General features: G+C 29.3%; 20 protein-coding genes. 4 read left to right on the top strand and 16 right to left on the bottom strand.

The window, feature by feature from the left end:
* Positions 1-11 precede the first annotated feature (11 nt).
* From ELQ05_RS03420 to ELQ05_RS03345, 16 genes are all read right to left on the bottom strand, one after another.
* Entirely contained in the window at positions 12-2,561 is a 2,550-nt protein-coding gene (locus tag ELQ05_RS03420) for a DEAD/DEAH box helicase family protein (protein ID WP_052835102.1), read from the bottom strand.
* A complete protein-coding gene (locus ELQ05_RS03415; RefSeq protein ID WP_134239943.1) occupies positions 2,554-4,509 on the bottom strand; it encodes a site-specific DNA-methyltransferase in 1,956 nt (651 codons plus the stop codon). Before ELQ05_RS03415 ends, ELQ05_RS03420 begins: the two co-directional genes overlap by 8 nt.
* A gap of 94 nt (positions 4,510-4,603) precedes the next feature.
* Positions 4,604-4,948 (bottom strand): hydrogenase maturation nickel metallochaperone HypA, encoded by a 345-nt coding sequence (hypA, locus tag ELQ05_RS03410; RefSeq protein WP_052835100.1) that lies wholly within the window; start codon positions 4,946-4,948, stop codon positions 4,604-4,606.
* Complete coding sequence (gene hypE / locus ELQ05_RS03405) at positions 4,948-5,922, bottom strand: hydrogenase expression/formation protein HypE (protein ID WP_134239942.1); 975 nt, start codon at positions 5,920-5,922, stop codon at positions 4,948-4,950. The genes hypA and hypE overlap by 1 nt, the downstream gene beginning before the upstream one ends.
* Positions 5,919-7,010 (bottom strand): hydrogenase formation protein HypD, encoded by a 1,092-nt coding sequence (gene hypD / locus ELQ05_RS03400; RefSeq protein ID WP_052835098.1) that lies wholly within the window; start codon positions 7,008-7,010, stop codon positions 5,919-5,921. The genes hypE and hypD overlap by 4 nt, the downstream gene beginning before the upstream one ends.
* Positions 6,994-7,275 carry a HypC/HybG/HupF family hydrogenase formation chaperone gene (locus tag ELQ05_RS03395; RefSeq protein ID WP_002776342.1) on the bottom strand — a complete coding sequence of 94 codons (282 nt, stop codon included), beginning with the start codon at positions 7,273-7,275 and terminating at the stop codon, positions 6,994-6,996. Before ELQ05_RS03395 ends, hypD begins: the two co-directional genes overlap by 17 nt.
* Complete coding sequence (hypB, locus tag ELQ05_RS03390) at positions 7,275-8,018, bottom strand: hydrogenase nickel incorporation protein HypB (RefSeq protein WP_052835097.1); 744 nt, start codon at positions 8,016-8,018, stop codon at positions 7,275-7,277. Before hypB ends, ELQ05_RS03395 begins: the two co-directional genes overlap by 1 nt.
* Positions 8,019-8,095: 77 nt before the next feature.
* Entirely contained in the window at positions 8,096-10,285 is a 2,190-nt protein-coding gene (gene hypF, locus ELQ05_RS03385) for a carbamoyltransferase HypF (RefSeq protein ID WP_134239941.1), read from the bottom strand.
* Positions 10,266-11,786, bottom strand: a complete 1,521-nt coding sequence (locus ELQ05_RS03380) for a hypothetical protein (RefSeq protein ID WP_134239940.1) — start codon at positions 11,784-11,786, stop codon at positions 10,266-10,268. Before ELQ05_RS03380 ends, hypF begins: the two co-directional genes overlap by 20 nt.
* 41 nt (positions 11,787-11,827) lie before the next feature.
* On the bottom strand, positions 11,828-12,475 hold the full coding sequence (locus ELQ05_RS03375) for a M48 family metallopeptidase (RefSeq protein ID WP_134239939.1): 648 nt from the start codon (positions 12,473-12,475) through the stop codon (positions 11,828-11,830).
* Positions 12,451-13,767, bottom strand: coding sequence for an MATE family efflux transporter (locus ELQ05_RS03370; RefSeq protein WP_134224795.1), 1,317 nt, complete (start codon positions 13,765-13,767; stop codon positions 12,451-12,453). Before ELQ05_RS03370 ends, ELQ05_RS03375 begins: the two co-directional genes overlap by 25 nt.
* Before the next feature lie 2 nt (positions 13,768-13,769).
* On the bottom strand, positions 13,770-16,214 hold the full coding sequence (locus tag ELQ05_RS03365) for a hypothetical protein (RefSeq protein ID WP_134239938.1): 2,445 nt from the start codon (positions 16,212-16,214) through the stop codon (positions 13,770-13,772).
* Between the two features lie 70 nt (positions 16,215-16,284).
* Positions 16,285-17,025: a phosphate ABC transporter ATP-binding protein PstB gene (pstB, locus tag ELQ05_RS03360; RefSeq protein WP_002776307.1), complete on the bottom strand. Its 741-nt coding sequence runs from the start codon at positions 17,023-17,025 to the stop codon at positions 16,285-16,287.
* Positions 17,022-18,110: a phosphate ABC transporter permease PstA gene (gene pstA / locus ELQ05_RS03355; protein WP_134239937.1), complete on the bottom strand. Its 1,089-nt coding sequence runs from the start codon at positions 18,108-18,110 to the stop codon at positions 17,022-17,024. Before pstA ends, pstB begins: the two co-directional genes overlap by 4 nt.
* On the bottom strand, positions 18,107-19,021 hold the full coding sequence (gene pstC, locus ELQ05_RS03350; RefSeq protein ID WP_070316937.1) for a phosphate ABC transporter permease subunit PstC: 915 nt from the start codon (positions 19,019-19,021) through the stop codon (positions 18,107-18,109). Before pstC ends, pstA begins: the two co-directional genes overlap by 4 nt.
* Positions 19,022-19,030: 9 nt before the next feature.
* Positions 19,031-20,026: a substrate-binding domain-containing protein gene (locus ELQ05_RS03345; protein WP_070316936.1), complete on the bottom strand. Its 996-nt coding sequence runs from the start codon at positions 20,024-20,026 to the stop codon at positions 19,031-19,033.
* 179 nt (positions 20,027-20,205) lie between these two features.
* Between ELQ05_RS03345 and ctf the strand changes: the two genes are divergently transcribed.
* The 4 genes from ctf to ELQ05_RS03325 are packed head-to-tail and all read left to right on the top strand — an operon-like array spanning position 20,206 to position 24,304.
* On the top strand, positions 20,206-20,709 hold the full coding sequence (gene ctf, locus ELQ05_RS03340; protein WP_002852256.1) for a non-heme ferritin: 504 nt from the start codon (positions 20,206-20,208) through the stop codon (positions 20,707-20,709).
* 42 nt (positions 20,710-20,751) lie between these two features.
* Entirely contained in the window at positions 20,752-22,128 is a 1,377-nt protein-coding gene (locus ELQ05_RS03335; protein WP_096702997.1) for an MBOAT family protein, read from the top strand.
* On the top strand, positions 22,129-23,139 hold the full coding sequence (locus tag ELQ05_RS03330; protein WP_096702999.1) for a GDSL-type esterase/lipase family protein: 1,011 nt from the start codon (positions 22,129-22,131) through the stop codon (positions 23,137-23,139).
* Complete coding sequence (locus ELQ05_RS03325) at positions 23,126-24,304, top strand: SGNH/GDSL hydrolase family protein (protein WP_088303731.1); 1,179 nt, start codon at positions 23,126-23,128, stop codon at positions 24,302-24,304. The genes ELQ05_RS03330 and ELQ05_RS03325 overlap by 14 nt, the downstream gene beginning before the upstream one ends.

Raw genomic sequence — 24,304 nt, 5'->3', positions numbered from 1 at the left:
ATAAATATTACTTATCTTTCATCTTGAAAACTTACAAATTCATCAAAACTACTAAGGAATTTATCATTTATATTAAAGTTCTTGTTTATAAAAAACGGTAAAGATTGAAGAGTTAATTTTTTATCATCCTTAGTGGTTATGATTTTTCCTTTTAAAGTCTCTAAAAATTCTTCCTTCCAAGCATCTTTTGCTATTGCTAAATGCTCCCCTTTTGTTTCTATAAAACATTGTATACTTAAAAAATTATCATCATCTTTATTTTTCTTACCAAAGAAAATAAAATCAGGTTCAAATCCCATAGCATAAGTTACTTCATCTTTTCTATTATCGTAAATTTTAAATTCTTCAAAGCCTTCATTTCTTATAACAAACCATTTAGAAAACACTTTATTGATTTCATCTTTTTTCACTTCTATAAAATTTAAAAATTCTTTTTCTAAATTACTATCAAAACAAAAAGTTTTGTGATAAAGCCACTCAAAATTCATTTCCTTAAAATTCTCTTTATTTTTAAATACTACCTTATTGCCTATATTAAATTCATGAGTTATAAACTCACTTACTTCGTATTCTTGTTTTATGTTTTGCTTGAGCGATTTAAAATTTTCTAAAATATATTTGGCTATTTCAAGATTATTTATTTGATTAAATTCTTGTCGTTTTGAAAAACAAACAACTGTATTTTTTAAACAATTTTCTATAAAATCTTTTTTGCTTTTAAAGGTAAAATTTTCATTGATTTTGTTAAAATCAAGTCCTAATATATTCATAGCTTTTAAAAAATATATATTATCTATATGATTAAGAGCAGATGGTCTTTGAAGATCATATTCTTCTTTGATTTCTTCAAATTTCTCCTCACTTTCTTTTATAGAATTTGAAAAATAAGGAATTTGCAAACCTTTTATTTTTTGTTCCATCTCAATTCTTGTAATGTAAAAATTTTTCAAATCACGCTTTTTGATTCTTTTATTATTAGCGTAATAAATTTTGTTATTTTTAATAATCTCTTTTATTTTTTCATTGACTATTAAATCTATGCGTGTTTTTTCTTCCTCAAATAATAATCCTTCTTTATTCATGCTTTCATTGAGTTGCTTGATAAACTCAACATCATTTCTAGTATGATAAGTTAATTTCTCTAAAGCATTTAACTCATTTTCAAGATCACTATCATACTTTCTTTTAAATTTAAACTCATCATCAAAATCAAACAAATCGCTTTTGAAAGGATAATATCTAGCACCTCTTCCTATAAGTTGCGCTTCCTTTGTGGTTATTGTTTTACTTGCCTTTTTATTTCCAAGCCTAACTATATCAAAAAGATTTAAAACATCCCAACCTTCATTAAGTTTATCAACGCAAAAAATAACTCTTATTTGATTATCTTTTTCTTCTAAGCTATTAAGTAAAATTTGATTTTTTTCTAGCTCTTTATCATCATTTGTGTTTAACATATAAAGCGTTTTAAAATTATTTTTCAAAAAATTTACAATAGTTTTTGCATAAGTATTTTGATATTCTTTTTTAAAAAACTCTAAGCTTTTATTTAAAAGATCGCTTTCTTTGTTTATATTTTTATAAAAATCTTCTATATGCAAGCTTTCTAAATTATCTATAAAATCTATAAATTTTTCTTGATTTTGCATAGATTCTTTTATAGATTCACTCTTAAATAAAACAACAGGCTTTAATACGATATTATATTTTTGAGCCAACAACTCTCTATAAAGACTACAAAGTACTGCTCCTAAAAATCTATGTTCTAAACTATCATTATCATACTTAACTAAAAATATACGCTTAGAATATCCATCTTTGCAAAATTCTCTTAAGGTGTATTCATAAATGATTTTATCTTGATATTTTTCTAATACATTAAATTCTTGCGGAATAGTAGCACTAAATTCAAACAATAAATTTTCATTATTGCTCTCATAAGCTCTTTTTATAATAGCTTCCCAACCTTCTTTGATCTCATTTTCATTTTTGCTTTTAGTATCACTATTTAAATGATGAGCTTCATCAGCTAAAAATACAAGCTTTTTGTCTTTTAAATCTTCAAAACTTAAAGAATTTTCCCTTTCATTTTTAAAAAGAGAAAACAAGGCTTGTATGGTGGTAAAATATATATTTATACAGTCATCTTTACTTTCAGAAAGATTATTAATAATGTTAATTTCTATATTTTTAGAATCTATATTTATATTTTCTTTAAAAAGATATTTACTTGAGTATTTGTTGGCAAAATTTGCTTTCGTTTTTTCTAAAATCGAAGTAGAATTTACAAAAAAGATAAAATTTCTATATCCTTTTTTATAACAATCTAGCATTAAAGCTGCCATTATAAGTGTTTTTCCACTTCCTGTTGCCATATTAAACATTAAATGTCTTTGTTTTATGCTATCAAAATTTGCATAATAATACTTTAGAGCTTTTTCTTGATAAAATCTTAGTTCTTTTGATAAATTCTCTTTTACATAAAAAGGAATTTCTATTTGCTCTATACCTCTTTTTCCAAATTCTTCTTGTAAAAGCTCATGTAATTTTTTATTAAACATTTTCATCACCATAAAATATTTTATTAAGCTTTATTATTTCTTTAGACAAGGCATAATCTTCATCTTTTATATCACCATATAAAACATAATCCATATTAGAATCTAAAACAAGCTTTAAAATTTCTTTTTTGCTTTCTAAGTCTAAATTTTCAAATTCTTTATCTTTTAAAATTTCATTTATATCTACTCTATAATCTAAAAAAGCTTTAGTTTTTAACTCTTGATAAATACCATCTAGCTCTTTTTCATCATTTAAATTTTGTATTTTTTCTTTATAAATTGCATTAAGTGGCATAAGCTCAGCATAAACAAAATTTCCACCACCTTGCCAATTTATTGCTTTGCTGATACCGCCTTGCTCACCTTCTATGACTTTTTTGAGTCTTTCTTTTGTGATAGTTTCTATATAATCCATTTGTTCTATGCCTATCCATTTGCGTTTCATTTTATGAGCAACGGCTAAAGTAGTGCCACTTCCTGCAAAAAAGTCCATTACTATATCGTTTTCATTTGTGGAAATTTCTATAATTTTCTTTAATAATATTTCTGGCTTGGGAAATGAGAATTGAATATTTAAATTCTCTTGCTCTTTTGTAGCTTTTTGATTTTCAGCATCTTCTATAATTATAAGAGAAGAAAAAATTTCTCTTTTTATCTCATTTAATTCCGTATCAAAGATTTTTTTACATACACCCCATTCGGATTTTTCACCGTGTTCATTTAAGTACGGACTGTTTTTTGTTTTATAAAAATAAAATCTACCGTGTGACTTTTCTTCTAAATATCTTTTTTGGCTCCAAGTCCAACATTTATCTTCATTGGTTTCTGGTCTAATACTTTCGCCATCAGCTTTTATTTTTGGAAAAACATTACCCTTTGGAATAATTAGACTTTTATCTGGACATTCTATATAATATCTTTGATTAGCTCTAGAATCCAATTTATCCCTATAAGGAATTTCCCCCTTTATAAATTTTCTTATCTCTCCATTAAATTCTTCTTCTATAAAATTATAATTACTGTTTTTTGTGGAATAGTATAGTCCATAATTTTCTACATTTATTTTAGATATATCTTTAAAAAACATAACGATGAAATCTGTTTTAGGTTTAATAAAATTACCTTTATTTCCGCCTTTTTTTGAAACCCTTATAATAGTTCCTACAAAATTCTCTCTTCCAAAAATCTCATCCATAAGTACTTTTAAATATGCTTGCTCATTATCATCGCATTGTACAAAAATCACACCATCATCTCTTAAAAACTCCCTTGCGATTTCAAGACGATTTTTCATAAAAGTAAGCCAAGTAGAATGATTAAATTTATCATTATAATTAAAACTATCATTGCCTGTATTATAAGGTGGATCTATATAGATTAATTTTACTTTATTTGCATAAAGCTTTTTTAAAGAATGTAGTGCTAGTAAGTTATTGCCTTTTATAAGTAAATTTGGATTATCTTTTAAATATTCTTGTAGATTTTTACTTTCGCCTATTAGTTCAAAATTCTGCAAAGCTTTTTTATCAAATAACACATCTATTTCATCACGAGCTAGTATTTCATTGAAAAATATTTCTTTTGATTTTTGTTCATCTTTGCTTTGTCCGCCTTTTATAACACCATCTTTAAAAGCAAAATTTAATACTACTTCGTTATTTGTTTTTAAAAGAGATTTTGTTTTATTTGCAAGTCCTATTTTGTTAGCATAGCTTGTAAAACTACCACCTAAGCTTCTAAGATCTAAAAAATTCAAAAAATCATTAAGCTTAAAAACCAAAGTTTTTTTGCTAAAAATAAAAAATCTACTTTTAAATTCTTCTTTATGTTTACTTTCTTCTAAAAGATAATCAAATAATTTCTCATCATAATTTTGTGCTAAATTTCTAACTTGTCCTAAAGTTTCAAAATGTTCTTCTAAATCTTGCAATAATTTATCTTTTAACATATTTTAATCCTTGTAAAATTAAAAATTTTATTTTATTATAATACTAAAAATTATGTAAAATCAAACAAAAAACAATGTTTCTAAATTTATCATCTCACTCCATCACAAGTCGCATAAGGTGTAAGTCCTCACCTTGTGTGATTTTATATTCTATACTTTGACATTTAGGACACTTAAAAACATTTTCTTCTAAAATACTTGTTTGATCACATTTTAAGCATAAAATTTCAAGCTGGGCAAGTTCTATAAAAAGTTTAGCATTTTTACAAATATTTGAGCTTTCTTTAAAAGTTTCAAAACAACGCTTAAAAAGATCCACTTCTATACCGCTTAAACGCCCAATTTTTACATAAATTTCTTGCACATTGCAAACCTTATTGTTTAAGGCATTTTCTTCACAAAGTTCGATTAAAGATTCTACTATACTTAATTCGTGCATTAGCAAATTCTTGGCAAAAGTTCGCCTTTAGGGCTTTCTAAAAAGCGTTTTGCCCCATAAGCGTTTTGTAAGATCACACGTGCTTTTTTCTCTTCTAAAACTTCTCCTATAATACTCGCATTTGCATTGTATTTTTTTAGAATTTCTAAGGCTTTTAACTCATCTTCTTTTTCCACGCAAAGTATAAAAGTGCCTTCATTTGCAAGCTCATAAGCTTCATAACCAAAAAGCTCACAAAGTCCTAAAACCTCATCTTGAATAATGATTTTTTCTTCAAAGATTAAAAGATCATTTCCGCTTTGCTTTGCCCACTCATTTAAAACCGCACTAAGCCCCCCACGAGTAGCATCTCTCATGGCTACAACCTTTATATCTTTTTCTAAAAGCTCTAAAACCTCTTTATCTAAAGCCTTACAATCACTTTTAATATCAGCTTCTAGCTCATTTCTTTTGATTAAAACACTAGCTCCATGCCTTCCTATATCGCCTGAAAGAAGTATGCTAAGCCCTGCTTTGATATTTTTACTTTCTTTTTTAGAAATAATTTCACCTAAGGCTGTAGTATTGATATAAATTTCATCTGCCTTACCCTTAGGAACAACTTTAGTATCACCACAAACCAACATAACTCCACATTTTTCACATTCTTCTTTAATGCTTTTTAAAATGCGTTCTAGTTTTTCTAGCTCAAAACCTTCCTCTAAGATAAGCCCTAAACTTAGATATTTTGGCTTAGCACCTACCATCAAAATATCATTAACAGAACCACAAACACAAAGTTTGCCTATATTAATCCCTTCATCTAAAAAAATCGGACTTAAAACAAAAGAATCCGTGCTTAAAGCCAAATTTCCCAAAATTGCCGCATCATTATTTGCGTTTAAAATTTCATTATCAAAGATCTTAAAAAGCTTAGCTAAAAGCTCATTCATCTCTTCTCCGCCACCTCCATGGGCTAAGGAAATATTTTTCATACATTCACCTTTGAGTATTTATAATACGCCGCACAAGCACCCTCGCCAGAAACCATACAACTTCCTATAGGACTTCTTGGCGTACAAGCCTTGCCAAAAACTTTACAATCATAAGGCTTAGCCAAACCTCTTAAAATTTGCCCACAAATACAGGCTTTGCTTTCATTTTTACTTTGCACCGTACAATCAAATTTTTTACTCGCATCATAGGCACTAAATTCTTCTTTTAACTCCAAGCCTCCATCTTTAATAAGTCCTAAGCCACGAAATTCAAAATCACACACTCTAAAGTATTTTTTTACTAAATTTCGTGCTTTAACATTGCCTTCTTTGCTTACAGCTCTTTTGTATTGATTATACACTTTAAAAGTGCCTTCATTGCTTTGTTTTATGATATTTAACACACTTTCTAAAATATCAACTGGCTCAAAACCACTCACCGCTATAGGGGTTTTAAATTTTGCCGCTAAAGGCTCATAAATACCATAACCTGTTATTACACTCACATGAGAAGGGCCTAAAAAAGCATTGATTTTTACATTTTCATCATTCATGATCGCTTCTACAGGTGCTGGAACTGTGATATGATTGATATGAAAAAAGACATTATTTATTTTCTCTTCTATAACCTTTTGAAGAAGTAAAGCGCTCATAGGTGTAGTGGTTTCAAAACCTATAGCAAAAAAGATGATATTTTTGTTTAAATTTTGCTTAGCGATTTCCAAAACCTCAAGTGGAGAATAAAGCGCTCTAACATCAGCCCCTTTAGCTCTTAAATCAAGCAGAGAAATTTCACTTCCAGGCACCCTTAAAAGATCTCCTAAAGTACAAAAAATCGTATCTTTCATAGAGGCTAGTTTAATAGCTGTATCAATGCGAACTCTTGGCATAACACAAACAGGACATCCTGGCCCATGGATAAAGTTAATTTCCTTTGGTAAAATAGAAGGCAGGGCATATTTCATGATACTATGCGTATGCCCACCGCAAATTTCCATGATGTTAATAGGATTTTTAAGTTCTTGTTCTATGAGTTTTTTTAAAGCTAAAATGCTTTCTTTATCTCTAAATTCATCGATGAAATTCATTTAAACCCAAATCTCCCTCATCACTTTTTATCTCTCCACTATTCATTTTTTCTACTATTTCTTGATAGGTTTTAATGCTTTCTAGCGCAGCTTCTTTGTCGATTTTTTCCATAGCAACGCCTACATGGATTAAGACATAATCGCCTTGTTTTAAAGGCTCATCAATCAAATCCAAATTAACTTTTCTTTTCACACCTAAAGTTTGTACTAAAGCATTATTTAACTCATCGATTTCTAAAATTTCAGAAGGTATAGATAAACACATTAAAAAAGCTCCTTTTTAAGTTTAAGCACCTTATACCAAAGCTCCATATTAGTGCCATTTTTTGCATCAAGAGTGATAATATCTGCTCTAGGATTTAATTCTTTAATCAACTTAGTTGCCTCTTTAACATCAAAATCAAAATGATGAGCCAAATCTGCCTTTGTGATTAAAACTATATCAGCCTTTTTAAACATCACAGGATATTTTTGCGGTTTATCACTTCCTTCAGTTACCGAAAGCAAAACTACATTTAAATGCTCTCCTAAATCATAACTTGCAGGACAAACTAAATTTCCAACATTTTCTATAAAAAGCAAATCCACATCATCAATGGCTAAATGATGCAAAGCTTCATGCACCATAAAAGCATCCAAATGACAGCTTTGCCCTGTAGTGATTTGATATGCCAAAGCTCCAGCATTTTTTACTCTTAGGGCGTCATTATTGGTTTCTAAATCCCCTTCAATCACAGCGATTTTAAACTCATTTTTCAAAGCCTTAATCGTGCTTTCTAAAAGAGTGGTTTTTCCACTACCTGGAGAACTCATTAAATTAATACAAAGCGTGTTAGCTTCATTAAAATGCGCTCTATTGTGCTTAGCTTCTTCATCATTTTTGCTTAAAATTTTAGAAATCACTTCTATGGTTTTACTTTCTTTTAAGCTTGGATTTTCATGGTGGTGATCATGATGATGATCGTGCGTATGGTTTGAATTTATAGAACAGCCGCAATCTTTACACATTTTCTTTCCTTTTATATTTTTTGTTTCATTTTAACCTTAAAAGCATTAAAAAATTATGAGTTTTTAGAATATTTGCTTTATTTTTCTAAATTTAAAAAATGTACCATTTGTCCTAAGGCTATGGAGCTATCATTGCAAGGGTATTTTAAAGGTACAAAAAAATCAAAATTTTTAGCTTTTAAAATTTCAAGCAAGGTTTTGTTTTGAAAAACTCCTCCGCTCAAAAGCACTTTTAAATCATAATCTTTGCTAAAATCTATGATAAAATTTGCCAAGGCATTAAACATACCTGTAATTGCCTTAGTTTTTTCATCTTGTAAAGCCCCTAGGATTAAATTTTTAAAATTAACCTGCCCTTTTTCTACAAAAAGCTTGTAAGAAAAATCAAGATTTTTATCATAAAAAGCTTCACACATTAAACCAACTTGAGCTTCATAAGAACTTTTTTCTAAGTTAAAAACAATACTTCCAAAAGCATCGATAATGCGTCCTAAAGAACTCGTTTGTAAGTTAGAATGTGAATAAATTTTTTTAAGATTTTTAAGTTTGATTTTTGGAATTTTTGCTAAAAACTCCTTAGCCTTATCTTCTAAATCATAATGAAAAATAAGACTTAGAGCCAAATTTTGTATATTTTTAATATCACTATTTATAAGAGTGAAATTTTCAAAATGTGCAATTCTTTCATATTCTTTCAAATTTCCTACAAAAACTTCTCCACCCCAAATTTTGCCATCTTCACCATAACCTGTTCCATCACAAATAAAAGCTAAAGCCTTTTCATCTTTTGCAAAATTTTCTTCATATTCAAAATAAGCCGCACAAAAATGCGCATAATGATGAGAAATTTTAATCCTTTCTTCAAATTCTTTTGCATAGCTAAAATGCGGGTGTTTATCGCATAAAATCGCATCAAATTTCAAATCATAATTTTGTTTAAAAAATTCTAAAAGTTTAAAAAATCTCTCATACACATCTAAGCTTTTCAAATCCCCTATATAAGGAGAAATTAAAAGTTTATTTTCATAAAAAACCACAAATTCATTTTTAAGCTCCGCTCCCAAAGCTAAAAAAGTGCCTTTTTTATTAAAATTTCTTTCCAAATAAAAAGGATTTAAACCCCTTGAAGTACGCAAAAACATGGTTTCACCATTTACCACTTGAGCTATGCTATCATCACTTGCATTCATAATTTCTCTATCATAATCTAAATAAAAATCAAATACTTCGCTAAGTTTTTGACACAAATTAAACTCATCTTTAATAATACTTTCTCCGCTTAAATTCGCACTTGTTGCTACAAGACTTCCTTTAAAATACTCAAAAAGCAAAAGATGTAAAGGCGTATAAGCTAGCATAATACCAATTTTATCAACATCAGGTGCGATTAAAGAAAAGGCTTTTTTCGCCTTTAAAATCACAATAGGAGCTAAAACCCCACCAAGCAAAGCTTCTTCTTTTTCATCTATAAAGGCAAGTTCTTTAGCACTTTGTAAATCTTTACACATCAAAGCAAAAGGTTTTTTAGGGCGATTTTTTCTAAGTCTTAGAGCTTTTAAAGCTTCTTCATTAAAAGCATCGCACATGAGATGAAAACCACCCATGCCTTTTATGGCTAAAATTTTACCTTCCTTTAAAAACTTCGCACTTTGCATAAAAGCTTCTTGATCTTTAGCTAAAATTTCACCCTTTGGATTTTTAAGAAAAACATTGATTTTACACTTAGGACAACTAATGGGCTGGGCATGAAAACGCCTATTTTTAGGATCTTCGTATTCGCTTTTACAAAACTCACACATCAATAATTCTTGCATAGAAGTATGGGTTCTATCATAAGGAAGACTTTTTATAATACTAAAGCGTGGCCCACAATGTGTGCAAGTGATAAAAGGATATAAAAAGCGTGGATTTTTTTCATCAAAAAATTCTTTTTTACACTCTTTACAAAGCGCAAAATCACTTAACATAGGTGTGCTTTTTGCATTCTTTAAAGAAGGAGTGATACTAAAATTTTCATAGTTTGGAATAGAAATTTGTGTGATTATAAGCTTATCTATTCTTGCTAAAGGTGGGAGATTATTTTTTAAATTTTCTATGAAATTTTCACATTCTTTTTGAGTGCAAGAAAGGATGATTTCCACCCCAAAACCATCATTTCTTACCTCTCCAAAAAGCTTTGATTTCAAAGCTAGTTCATAAACTAAGGGACGAAAACCCACCCCTTGAACTAAACCTGAAATTTTGATCTTATATCCTAAGTGGCACATCGCTTAATTGACAATTTTTAAGATGTTTGAGAGTATTTTTAAGCAAAGATTTATGTTCAAACAAAGATCCACTTATAAGTGCTAAATCGCTTTGCTTTTTCTCTCTTAATTCATCATAAGTATCACGCAAGAAATAAGCCAAACTTTCAACCGCTCCATAAGCGATATTAGCACTATCTACACCTGCTAACATAAAACTCATAGCAGATCTTAAGGTTCTTGTATAATCAAAACTTTTATCTTCTTTCAAACGATAATCAATCTTTACTCCACGAGGCATTTTTGACTCATCGGCAATTTTTAAAAGCTCACTAGCACTCTCTTGTAAATTTTTACCCAAATTTAGCACTCTACCCACTAAGCCAAGTAAAGAATAAAAATTATTTCGAAGTTCAAAACTTTCATCTAAAAGAGGAAATTCCTTGCTAAAATTTTCTAAAAGCCTTGCACCAATTTCATCTTTTTTAATCTCTTCATAAAGCTCTTTGCTGTGTTTTGGTAAAGAAAGTTTAAGCAAATTAAGCTCTTTATTGATAAGCAAAATATCTTCATCATCTTTACTTAGCTCTAAAATAAAAGCCTTTTCCTTATAACGGCTTACAAGATAAGAAATTCTTGCCATATTTTTATCTTTTTTAGAAAAAATAAGCTCTCTTGCCTTAGCATTGATAAATTCAAAACCTTCCAAAACCACCACTTGCTCATCTAAAGCACTGATATAAAAATCTTTTTGATATTCTTCTATCTTTTTTACGCTTAAAAATTTATATTCATTTCCAAAAAGTTTCAAACCTAAAGCAAAGCAAAACAAATCTCTAGCAAGTCTGATTTTAAAATCATTAAAATCAAGATTATGATTTTTTCTAAACATGGCATTAAGCCTTAGCTTCATCAAAGGTTTTTCCAAACTTGCAAGAAGTTTTAAATTTTCATTTGAACAAACAAAAACTGAATTTATAGCTTTAATATCACAAGGAAGCAAAAAATCTCCTATAAATTCGTTCTTAAACAAAGAAAATTCATAAATGCCATTTTTATCTTTTAAATAAATCTTTTTTTCCTGACTTAACAAATCAAAGGCAAGATTTAAAAAAATATTGAAATTTTCTTCATTGATTTTTTCAAATTCTGATAAATTGCTTGAAAATTCACACTCACAAAACACGCCCCATTCGTTTTTATTTAAAAGTTTTTTTTCTTGATAAGCATTAGAATTTAAATGCGTAATATAAGAAAATTTCGAAAATTCTTTATCTTCTGGCATACAAGGGTTAAAATCCTGTCCCGCTTTTACATCAAATTTTTTCAAAAAAACACTATGACTCATTAAATTTAAGGAATCACAAAAAGTCTTTAAATTTTCTTCATCTGCATCGATAGAAAAATGATAAATATTTTCTTCTTTGCTAAGGGTATAATTGTAATTTTTCGCATAAAAACGCAATAAATATTCAAAAATATCATTATCCGCATTATAAATAAAATCAAAATCCAAAGTCATATTATGCCTTTTTTGAAAAATAAACTATAAATATAACATTTTTAACTTAAAAATTCTTTCTCTCTTTGTCTAAAATCGCTCATAAAATGCTCCATAAAAGCGTAAAATTCTTTGCTGTGATTAGGGAATTTTAAGTGGCTTATTTCATGCAAAATCACATATTCAATAGCCCTTAAACTCTTTTGAATGAGTTTTAAATTTAAATTGATATAGGCTTTATTATGATTACAAGAACCCCAACGCGTTTTCATATTTTTAATGCTTAAGTGTGTGTAAAATAAACCTGTTTTTTGACTCCATTTTTTAAGATAAAAAGTAAAAATCTTTTTGGCATTTTGTCTTAAAAATAAATCTAATTTTGCTTCATTTTGACAAAGAATTTTATCTTTATCAAAATAAGTTTTTTTAGCATTTTCATCAAAAATAATTTTATATTTTTTAGCCAAAAAGATTAACTCATCATCTTTTAAAGCTTTTTTATCAAATCTTTTTTTTGCCTCATTTATCCAAGGGTTTGATTTATCTAAAAACTCATAAACACTTTTAAAGGTGCAAAAATAAGGAATGCTAAGAACAAATTCACCCCTTTCATTGAGCCTTAATCTTAAAGTTTTTATGCGTTTTTTAGAATAAAAATAACACTCATCTTTATAAATAAAAGATTTTAAACTAGAGCTTTGCCTTGCCATTTTTTGCTTTTCCATCTATATGAATTTACCATTCCACGCAAAAACTCATCCGCACAAAATCCTATCCAAATCCCTAAAATTCCAAGATTAAAATAAAAACAAAGCACATAACCCACAGGCAAAGATACCCCCATCATAAAAACAAGTCCGCTAAAAAATGGAAACTTAGCATCGCCACTTGCGCGCAAGGAATTAACCATAACTATATTAAAAGTTCGTGAAATTTCAAGAAAGATTGAAAGAGCAAATAAAGGTATCATTAAATTTTTTAGCTCTTCTTTAAGCCCTAAAATTTGCATAGTAAAATCTTGACAAAGATAATTCAAAAGTGCCACTAAAGCACTCGCTATTACACTAAAATATAAAGCACGCCAAGCATGTTTATAAGCGATATTTATATATCTAGCACCGACTAATTTACCTACTATGATTTCATTAGCTATGCTCGTAGCTTGTCCTATAAGCATAATAAGCATTGAAATTTGAAAATAAATCGTTTGCACACTCAAACTCGTCTCGCCTAAGCTTGCTACAAAAGCAAAAGCTATAGTGTATTGAACTATCCACAAAAGATTTTCTCCTGCTGAAAACCCACCTATATTTAAAACCTTTTTTAAAACTTCTTTTTCAAGTTTTATCATTTCTTTGATTTTAAGATGAATTTTAAGTTTATAAAAAAGTATCACAAGTAAAGCCACTATAGCAACAATACGGGCAAAAATATTACTAAGTCCTACTCCAAAAAGTTCTAATTTTGTATAATGCAAAACATAATAATTTCCACAAATCACCACTATATCCATCAAAAAGCCTATAAGCATCACCCAATAAGCCATATTATAAACCCTTACAATGGCCGCTAAAACAATTCCTATGGCATCAAAAAACAAACAAATTGCAAGCATATGTAAGTAAATTTCACTATCTTTAAGCAATTCTTGTGGAATTTTTAAAAGATAAAGCAAATACTCCCCATGCCATAAAATAAGCGCACCACACACAAAGCCTAAAAGTGCATTTAAGAACAAACTTTGATGAATCACTTTTCTTGCTAAAACATGATCTTTTGCACCAATAGCCTGAGCTATCACCACACTACAACCCACACTTAAAAATGAAAAAATAGTGATAAAAAGATCTAAAATTTGATTTCCAGCCCCCATAGCACCCACAAGAAAATTAGAATAATGCGACACCATAGCAGTATTGATAATCACAGTTAAATACTTAGAAAGCAAATCCCAAAATATAGGAATACTAAGTCTTGTTAAAGAAAGTTGTTTTTTTGCCATGATTATTCTTTTAAAAAGCCGTATTCATAAATTTTTGGCTCTAACTTTTTAGCTAAAGCATTTAAAGCTATGTTTAAATCACTTAGTAAAATTTTATAATGCTCGTCTTTTGCTTGGCTAGGAAGCTTCATCCTATCTTTTTCATCTCTGCCTTGAAAAAATTCTTTTATATCATAAAGTGAAGCATTGACAAGATAGCCTTTATCCTCACTATGTGTGTGATAATACTTAAAAAGTTCTTTTCCTGCTTTTAAGAGCTCTTGAGCTTCAAGACTGAATTCTATCTTTGCTAACTCATCGCCAAAAAGCGAATTTTCATCTTTTATCTTACCCTTTATAAATTTATACATAAAATCACTTTCAAAAGCTTCTTTTGTGATACCTAGTTCTTTTTCACTAAAAGGTATAAAATGATTTATCCCTTCTTTTGCACTTATGCGATTTTGCCCATGAAAAAGCATAAAAGCTAAACAATCACTTTTAAACTCATCATCGTTTTTGTATAAATCATTAGGATATAAAAACTGATCTCTATCATTTATCCAAGTAGCATTTATAGCATGACGAACAGAGAAATATACAGCACCATTCAACAGGTTTTTTAGCGAGAATATGTAAAAATTAAAATGCTCTATTCCTTTGTTAAGAGAAAGATATAATTGGCTATTATGTTGAAAATCTGGGCTTGGGTTTCCCATAAATCCAAATTTCTCTTGTGATTTTTTATCATCAAAAATCTTGATCCATTTATTAATACTTTCTTTTTGATCATTATAAAAAGTTTTTATTCCTAAAAAACTCCCATTTTTATTAAATGTATCAAGTTTTATTTTTTTAATTTCTTCTTTTTTACTCATATCCCATATCAAAAATCCTATGGGAAAATTTCCTTTTACATTATCAAAGGTATTAGCAGGCACCATAAAGCCTTTTAAAAATTTAGCCTTAAAATTCTCTCTAAATTTTATAAAATTGGTAGAATTTACATATTTTAATTTAGAAAAACTAGCCATTAAACAATCTTCTATCTCACAATAAATTCTGATAAAAAATTGTGCAAAAAGCTCATTGTTCGCTTTTCCTAAAATGTCTTTATATTTTTCACAAATTTTATTTTCTCTTGCTACTTTACCTTTATTTTTTCCTGTATTTGTAACCTGTGTAGCGCTTGTAGCCTCCGCATAAGGTGGGTTGATAAAGATTATTAATTTTTTGCGTTTATTTTCATCTTTTAAAATCTCTTGTAAATTTAAAGGTAATTTTGATTTTTGGATGATTTTACTCTTATCATCCACTTTATCAAAGAATTCATCATTTAAAAAATCAAATTGAAAAACATGATTTTCAAATAAATTCGCACCATTTTTTATACGCTCATGTATCACATCTATATCAGCTTTATCAAGAGTAGAACAAAAGATATTTTTTTTATTTGTAAAATTTGCTAGCAAATTTCCTGTTCCACCCGCTAAATCCCATATATAATACTCCTCTTCATAATCCTCCCCAAAAGTTTTAGAAAGATACTCACAAGCCTTATCCACCCAAATTCTTGGGGTAAAAAATGCTCCTTTTCGCTCTCTTACATCTTGATCTACAAGTAAATCTCTACGCTTTATAATATAATCCCAAAATTCTTTCCTTGGAGGACGCTCGTAAATCGCCCAAAATCCATGATGGGCTTTTTGATTATCTTTAAAAGAAGTGCGTTCGTTAATGATAGAGCCTAAATCACTTTTTGTTTTATTAAACTCATAATAATCTTTTTTAAGAATGGCAAATAAATTTTGACTGATGGTTTCATTTTCGTTTGAGAGTAAATCAGCCAAATAAAAATCAGCATCTATAATCCCGCTTTTTTTAGCCAAATTCCAATCAATACTGATAGTATCTTTAACCATTTTATTCCATTTGTGATAAATGCTTACAAAATTGTTTTTATCGATTTTAATTTTGCTTATATTTTCGCTTGTAAGATTTTCTTTTATGAAAGTTTTTAATTCTTCATCATTTTTTTCATAATAAAAAATTTGTGCTGTATTTAAAATACTATCTAATTCTTTTAGAAGTTTTAAAAACTGCTCGCTTTTATGATTACTAGGTGTTACACTAAAGTTTATATCGCTTTGATAAAAAATTTCTTGCAAGGAAGAAAAAGGTAAAAAGGCTATCTTTTCAGCGTCAAAAGCACAAAGTAAATTTGGAGTTTGCTCTGTATAAAATTTATATTTTCCTATGGTAAGTACAAGCTGAACAAAAGACTTTTTAAGCTCGCTTTTTCCTTGTTTGGCTTCAGCCCAAAGTAAATTAACTTCACCTAAAAGTCCTAAATTTTGAGTGATACAAAAATCAATCTTAGTACCTATATAATTAAACTTAGAAAAATACAAATCCTTAATCTTGCTTTTTAAAGGCTCTTCGCTAAGTTTTAAAAGTGTTTCAAACAAAACTATATCCTTATGAAATTTTTTTCAAGGATATAATTTTAATACAAAGATACTTGTTTTTCTATAAATCTCACCCAAAAGCACCGCTTAAGTAAGCTTTGGTTTTTTCTTGTTTTGGATTTTCAAAAAATTCTTTACTTTCACCAAATTCTATAAGCTCACCTAGGTGAAAAAATGCAGTATAATCAGCCACGCGTTTACCTTGTTGCATATTATGCGTAACCATGATCATAGAAAGATTATGACTTAATTCTTTTAAGAGCTCTTCTATAACACCTGAGCTAATAGGATCAAGTGCGGAAGTTGGCTCATCTAAAAGCAAGAGCTTAGGTTTTATTGCTAAAGCTCTTGCGATACAAAGGCGTTGTTGTTGTCCGCCTGAAAGAGCTAGAGCATTTTGCTTTAATTTATCTTTAACCTCTTCAAAAAGTCCTACTTTTTGCAAACAATCCACCACCAAAGCTTCTTCTTCATCTTTATTTTTAATCATACCATGAAGTTTTGGTGCATAAGAGATATTTTCATAAATGCTTTTTACAAAAACATTAGGTTGTTGAAAAACCATGCCTACATTTTTACGCAAAGCTACTACATCTTGATTTTTAACATCTTTTCCTTCAATTTCTACCAAACCATCGATTTTTGCGATTTTATCATTCATTCTGTTAAAACAACGCAAAAAAGTGGATTTACCGCATCCTGAAGCACCGATGAGTGCGGTAATTTTGTTTTGTTCTATTTGCATATTGATATCAAATAAAGCTTGTTTTTTTCCATAAAATAAATTTAAATTTGTTGTTTTTGCTATCACTTTAATTTTCCTTGAAAATATTTTCTTAATAATATCGCACTAAGATTTAACACGACTAAAAGTCCTAAAAGCACAATAATACCCGCTGCTGTTCTTTCTAAAAATGCACGCTCTGGCATAGCCGACCATGAGTAAATTTGAGCAGGCAAAACGCTAGTTGGATCAAAAATCGAACTAGCTACATCAGGGATAAATGCTATCATACCGATAATCATCAAAGGTGCAGTCTCTCCTATAGCCCCAGCTAAAGTCAAAATAGAACCTGTTAAAATCATAGGCATAGCTAAAGGTAACATAATCCCTTTTACCATTTGAACCTTTGTCATGCCTAAGGCATAAGCGGCATTTTTCATGTTAATGTCCACACTTTTTAAAGCCGCTTTGGTTGAAACAATGATAATAGGTAAACTCATAATAGCCAAAGTAAGCCCACCCACTAAAGCACTTGAGCGAGGCATTCCAAAAAGATTGATAAACACTCCAAGTCCTAAAAGTCCAAACAAGATACTTGGAATACTTGCAAGGTTATTAATACACACTTCTATAAAATGTGTAAATAAATTTTGCGGTGCAAATTCTTCTAAGTAAATTGCCGCTGCAACGCCTATAGGAACACTCACAACCATACAAACAAGCATAACAAGCAAAGTCCCTACAACTGAAGATAAAATTCCTGAATTTTCAGGAGATTTTGAGTCCCCATTTAAAAAGAAATTGCTATTAAATTTAAGCTCTATCTCGCCTTTTTGCACAAGATCATCAACTAAAGCTCTTTGTTTTTCACTAAGGCGATTATATTTTTGCTTCATATATTGATCCACTTCTGAATTTGCCAAAAGCCAAGTTTTTTCAGTGATTTGCCCTGTTCTTATCTTTCTTTGCTCAGCGCGAGATAAAAGATCATAAGCAGGAGAATTTCTATTAGCCTCTACAAAAATATAAGTTTGCTTAAAAGATCCAATTCCAAGATAACCCACACTCCCTAAAAAGATACAAAGAAAAATTAAATTAATATAAAGTCCCATTTTACAAAGTCTTTTAAAAGACTTTGAAGCTTTTTGTCTTTTTTTAAAAAGTTTTTTCATAAATTTTTCCTTTTGTGAAAGCGATTGATAAGATAAACACTAAACATATTGATGATTAAAGTGATGATAAAAAGCACTAAACCTAAAGAAAAAGCACTTAAAGCTAAAGAACTATCAAAAGCTTGATCTCCGCTTAAAGCTTCTACGATTTTTACCGTTACCGTTGTCATATCTTCTAAAAAATTTAAAGTTAAATTTGGACGCAAAGAAGCTGCCATTACCACTATCATGGTTTCACCTAAGGCTCTTGAAAGTCCTAAAAGACAAGCTGCAACTATACCAGGAATAGCCTCAGGTAAAATCACAGCAAAAACCACTTCTTTTTTTGTCATACCTAAAGCATAAGCACCATTAATCCTTTTCTCACTTACTGCTTCAATACAATCTTGAGATAAAGAAGCCACTATAGGTACTATCATGATCCCCATGATAAAACCTGCGCCTAAAGCACTTTGAAAACTTGCTTGTATGCCAAATAAAGAAAAAAACCACACTATAAAAGGTGCTACAACTATAGCCGCAAAAAATCCAAAAACAACAGTAGGAATCCCTGCAATGATTTCTAAAATAGGTTTTAAGTAATTTTTAGATTTTTTACCAGCAAAAACACCTAAATATATAGCACACATAACCCCCAAAGGTAAAGCCGTTAGCATAGCAATCAATGAAATATAAAAAGTTCCCCAAAAAAGCGATAGTGCCCCAAAAACACCTTGTTTGCTCATACCATCTGCATTCATAAAAGCTGCATCAGCTGCCCACTGACTTGAGAATAAAAAGGTAACAACGCTTTCTTTTTGAAAGAATTTTAAAGCTTCAATTAAAATTGTAAGCATGATAGCAAAACTTACTATCACGCTTACAAAAGCACATAAAAAAAGTGCAAATTTGATTATTTTTTCTTTTAACAAAGTTTTTCCTTAAAAAACTTTTCCAGCTTTTACAAGCTCATCATTTAAAATTTTTCTATCTTCTATATGTTTTTGAGAAGCTTTTAACTTATCATTATTTAAAGGGATAAGTCCTATTTTTTCAAGCTCTCCACCACTTTTTGCCAAATCATCACTCATATAAATTTTTGCAAATTCAAAGGCTTCTTTTGGATTTTTCTTAGCATTGATATAAATAAACAAACTTCTTGCGAGTTCGTATTTTTCATCTGCGATGCTTTCTTCGCTTGGCGTAACACCATCGATATTAGCAGCATTGATTTTGTCTGAATTGCTCACTAAAAAGCTATAACCAAAAATTCCAAAAGCATCCTTATCAATAGTAAGTTTTGAAACGATTAGATTATCATTTTCGCCACTTGGGATATAAGCACCATCTTGGCGTATGGTTTTATACTCGCCTTTATACTCAGGAATTTTTTTAGACACATCACTCATTACAAGCTCTTCTATAGTATCTCTTGTTCCTGAACTTGATGGTGGGCCATAAACACTAATTTTACGATTTGGTAAATTTTTATTGATTTGATTCCAGTTTGTATAAGGATTTGGTATAAGTTTTCCATTTTGTGGAATTTCTTTTGCTAATGCTAAGAAAAGTTCTTTTTTTGTGATATTTAATGGAGCATTGGTTTTATTTTGGGCTAAAACTATACCATCATAACCTATCATAATCCCTACTATATCAGTTACTCCTGCTTTTTTGCAAGTTTCAAATTCGCTTAATTTCATAGGTCTTGAAGCATTAGAAATATCAGTAGTTCCTTCGCAAAATACCTTAAATCCACCCCCTGTTCCCAAGCTCTCTACTATAGGAGTTTTGGTATTTTTAATCGAAGCGTATTCTTCAGCTACAAAAGAAGTAAAAGGATACACAGTCGATGAACCTGCGATTTTTAAATCTGCTGCATTTAAAGTACCACAAAGTGCAAGACTTGCCACACTTAAAGATAGAATTTTTTTCATTTTTTCTCCTTAACTTTAAAAAAGTAATGGAAGTTTAAAAAAACTTGGAAACATTTTGGAAACATTTTTTATTTTGTATTTTTCTTAAATATAATTTTTAACTATCAAAAAATTTAGCTTGTTTTTAAAAAAATAATATATCATTATAAAACATTTTAAATTTTAATAAGGAGATAAGAATGCTTTCTAAAGAAGTTGTAAAATTACTCAATGAACAAATAAACAAAGAAATGTATGCAGCAAACTTATATCTTAGTATGAGTTCTTGGTGCTATGAAAACAGTCTTGATGGAGCTGGAGCCTTCTTGTTTGCACATGCAAGCGAAGAAAGCGATCATGCTAAAAAGCTTATCACTTATCTTAATGAGACAGATTCTCATGTAGAGCTTCAAGAAGTAAAACAGCCTGAACAAAATTTCAAATCCTTGCTTGATGTTTTTGAAAAAACCTATGAACATGAGCAATTTATCACAAAATCAATCAATACTTTAGTTGAACACATGCTAACACATAAAGATTATTCTACTTTTAATTTCTTACAATGGTATGTAAGCGAACAACACGAAGAAGAAGCACTTTTCCGCGGTATAGTTGACAAGATTAAGTTAATCGGAGAACACGGAAATGGACTTTATTTAGCTGATCAATACATCAAAAATATTGCATTAAGCAGAAAAAAATAATCTTTGCCCTACTATGGGCAAATCTCGCTTTGGATTGAAGGTATGACTTATTTTTCTCTAGAATTTAGTATTTTAATGATAGCTTTTTTTGCTATTTATTGGACTTTTAAAAATGATTACAAAATACAAAATATTTTAATTTTAATTTTCTCTTATATTATTTATATTTTAATCAATCCTTATTTCGCCTTGGTTTTATTTATATATACCTTTTTTATACACTATTTTGCCTTGCTAATTTTTGTGCGTCGCAAGCGTTATATTTTCGCTACTTGCATGGCTTTTATTATTTTAAATTTATGTTTTTTTAAATACTTTCCTAGCATCAAAGGAAGTGTTGATGAGATATTAAATTTTTTCGGTTTAGAATTTTTAAATATTGATTTAGTATTACCAATAGGGATTAGTTTTTATACCTTTACTTCTATTACTTATCTTGTAGAAGTTTATCAAAAACGGCGTTTAGAAAGTTTTTTAAATTTAGCAACCTTCTTATCATTTTTTCCAACACTACTTTCAGGGCCTATTATGCGAAGTTCTTTTTTCTTTGAACAGGCCTATCAAAAACGCGAATTTAAACATGCAAATTTAATCATCATCTTGCTTGTTTTTGGTATAGTTAAAAAAGTTTTAATAGCCAATTACCTTGGAATTTATGCTAAAAGTATTTTAGACTTTCCACAATCTTATAATTTTATACAACTTTTAAGCGCAATTTACGCCTACGCGATTCAAATATACTGCGATTTTAGCGGATATGTTGATTTAGTTTGTGCTTTTGCTTTAATGTTAGGTTTTACCCTTCCACCTAACTTTAACATGCCTTATCTTGCAAAAAACCTAAAAGATTTTTGGGCTAGATGGCATATCAGTCTTTCAGCCTTTATAAGAGATTATATCTATATACCTTTAGGGGGCAATAGAAAAGGAATGCCACGCACTATAGTTAACATACTCATCGCTTTTATACTTTCAGGTATGTGGCATGGCAATACACTTGCTTTTATTGTTTGGGGTTTATTGCATGGTATTGGCATAGTTTTTATACATTTGCTAGCTTTAAGCAAATTTAGTTTAAAAAAAATTCCAGCTTTAGGAAGATTTTTAACCTTTCAATTTGTATGTTTTACTTGGATTTTCTTTTATTATAGCAAAAATCTAGAAGATGCAATAGAATATTTTAAAGCTTGTTATTATAATTTCTTCCAAATTCCATCTTATAACGATATTTATATGTTGGTTGCTTTTGGGGTTCTTTTTATGATCTATCCTTTATTTATTAATTTTAAAGAATATTGCATTAAGATTTTAAATCTTACTCCATTTTTGCTAAAACCTTTTATCATAGCTTTTATTTTACTTTTGGTTTTTGCTTTTATGCCAGATGGAATTCCTGATTTTATTTATTCGAGTTTTTAGATGAGTGTAGTTAGATTTTTCTTCATTTTGATTATAGTGCTTGGCTTGGTTGTTGTAGTTATGAATCAGAGTATTAGCTCTTATATAGAACAAAAATATCACTTTGCATTCTATCCTCATAATGATCTTTTAAAAGAAGCCAATGGCTTCAAAATTAAATTAGAACAAATTCGTGCAATTTTAAGCAACGAACCCTTGCCTCAAACCAATGAAGAAACTACAAATCAAGAAAGTAAATCAACAGATGAAAACTTAAGTAAAATAGATAAAGTTCTAAACACTTTAGAAAATGATGAAAACACTTCTCATAAAGAAACAAATCCAACCTTAATCCAAGATGCAAATATTAGTTTTATCGACAATACCAAATTAGAACTACAAAATGGAGATGAGTTTTTATTTATCGGAGATTCTTTAATGCAAGGTGTTGCAATAGCCTTAAATAGAGATTTAAGAAATTTAAATCTTAAGGTAACCGATCTTAGTAAACAAAATACAGGCCTTTCTTATAAATCCTATTTTGACTGGTCAAAAGCCACCAATGAAGCTTTTGTTAAAAACTCAAATATTAAATATCTTGTTGTTCTTCTTGGCGCTAATGATCCTTGGGATATTAAAAAAGGAGGAAATTACCATCGTTTTGGCTCCCCTTCTTGGATAGATATTTATACAAATCGTGTAGATGAAATCATTAAAATCGCTAAAAAACATAAAGCCAAAGTTTTTTGGTTTGAAATCCCTCCTGTAAAAAAAGAAGATTTGAACAAAAAAATACAAGTGCTCAATAAAATTTACAGCGATGAAATTCTTAAAAATAAAGAAATTTTTATCAACACTAAGCTATTTTTTAGTGTCAATGATGAATACTCAGCTTATATAAAAGATGAAAACAATAGAAGTATAAAAGTAAGAACAGATGATGGGGTTCATTTTACTCCAAGTGGCGCAAGAGAAATGTCTAAACTTTTATTAGAACACATAAAACTTAAGGAAGAAAATGCTAGTAAATAAATTTAAAATTATCTTATTGTTTTTTATTATTTTTACTAGCTCTTATGCACAAAATTTAAATACAAATGACACAATAGATTCCATGCTCAATCAAAACAAAAATCACTCTGCTTTAACAAGTTATGTATTAAAAAAAGATCTTAAAAATCTAGAAAAAAAATTAGAAAAAAATCAAAACATAGGAATTAGAATTTATGGAGATTCTCATATGGCGGCTGATTTCTTTCCGCGTGTCATAAGAGGATATTTAATCCGATCTAACTCTATAGGTTTTGCCTATCCTCTACAGCCCAAATATCAACAAAATCTTAATCTTGTTTATTCTTATAAAAACTTTGAAATTTTAAACTCAAGAAATCCTGCTAATACTGGACATAATTTTCCACTAGGTGGGATAATAGCCAAAGCAAAAATCAAAGGCGCAAAAATCAACCTTGATACAACCTTAGATAAAAAAAAATTCAAGATAGGATTTTTATTTAAAGCCAAGCAAAATACCAATGCTTTTAGCATCAAAGATGCAAAAAACCAAAGCTATGAGTTAAGAACTACACAAATTAACAAATGGTCTTATAAAGAACTAGAACTTGATCTTCCTTTGCAAATTTCAGCTTTACAAAAGGATGCTGAACTAGGAGGATATTTCATCACAAATAAAAATAATAATGTTTTCTTAGATACCATTGCAATCAATGGTGCCAAAAGTGATTTATGGCTCTCTTGGAATCAAGCAGTTGTAAAAAAAGAACTAGGACTTTTACACAATGATTTGATTATTCTTGCCTATGGTTCTAATGATGCACTCTTTAAAGGGTTTGAAAAACAAAAATTCAAAAATAATTTAAAAAAATGGATTAGCATTTTAAAAACTTACAATAAAAACGCTGTTATCATGCTAATCTCTCCACCAACAGTAGTTCAAAAACAAGGTAAAAACTACAAGCTTGCTCCTGATTTTTTTACTATACGCAAAGCATTATATGAAGTTGCTAAAGAAGAAAAAACTCTTATTTTTGATATGCATCAGTTTATGCAAGATAGCGGAGGAAAAAACAAATGGATAGAGCAAAAGCTTTCGCTCAATGATGTACATCTTACTATAAAAGGCTATGAGCTGATGGCTAAAAAATTACTCGAGGATTTAAAAAATATCATCGATTATTAA

Source organism: Campylobacter sp. US53 (genome assembly GCF_004378995.1).
In the GTDB taxonomy this organism is placed as follows: Bacteria; Campylobacterota; Campylobacteria; order Campylobacterales; family Campylobacteraceae; genus Campylobacter_D; species Campylobacter_D jejuni.
The sequence above is the reverse complement of the archived record's forward strand: the minus strand, read 5'-3'. Positions and strand labels throughout refer to the sequence as shown.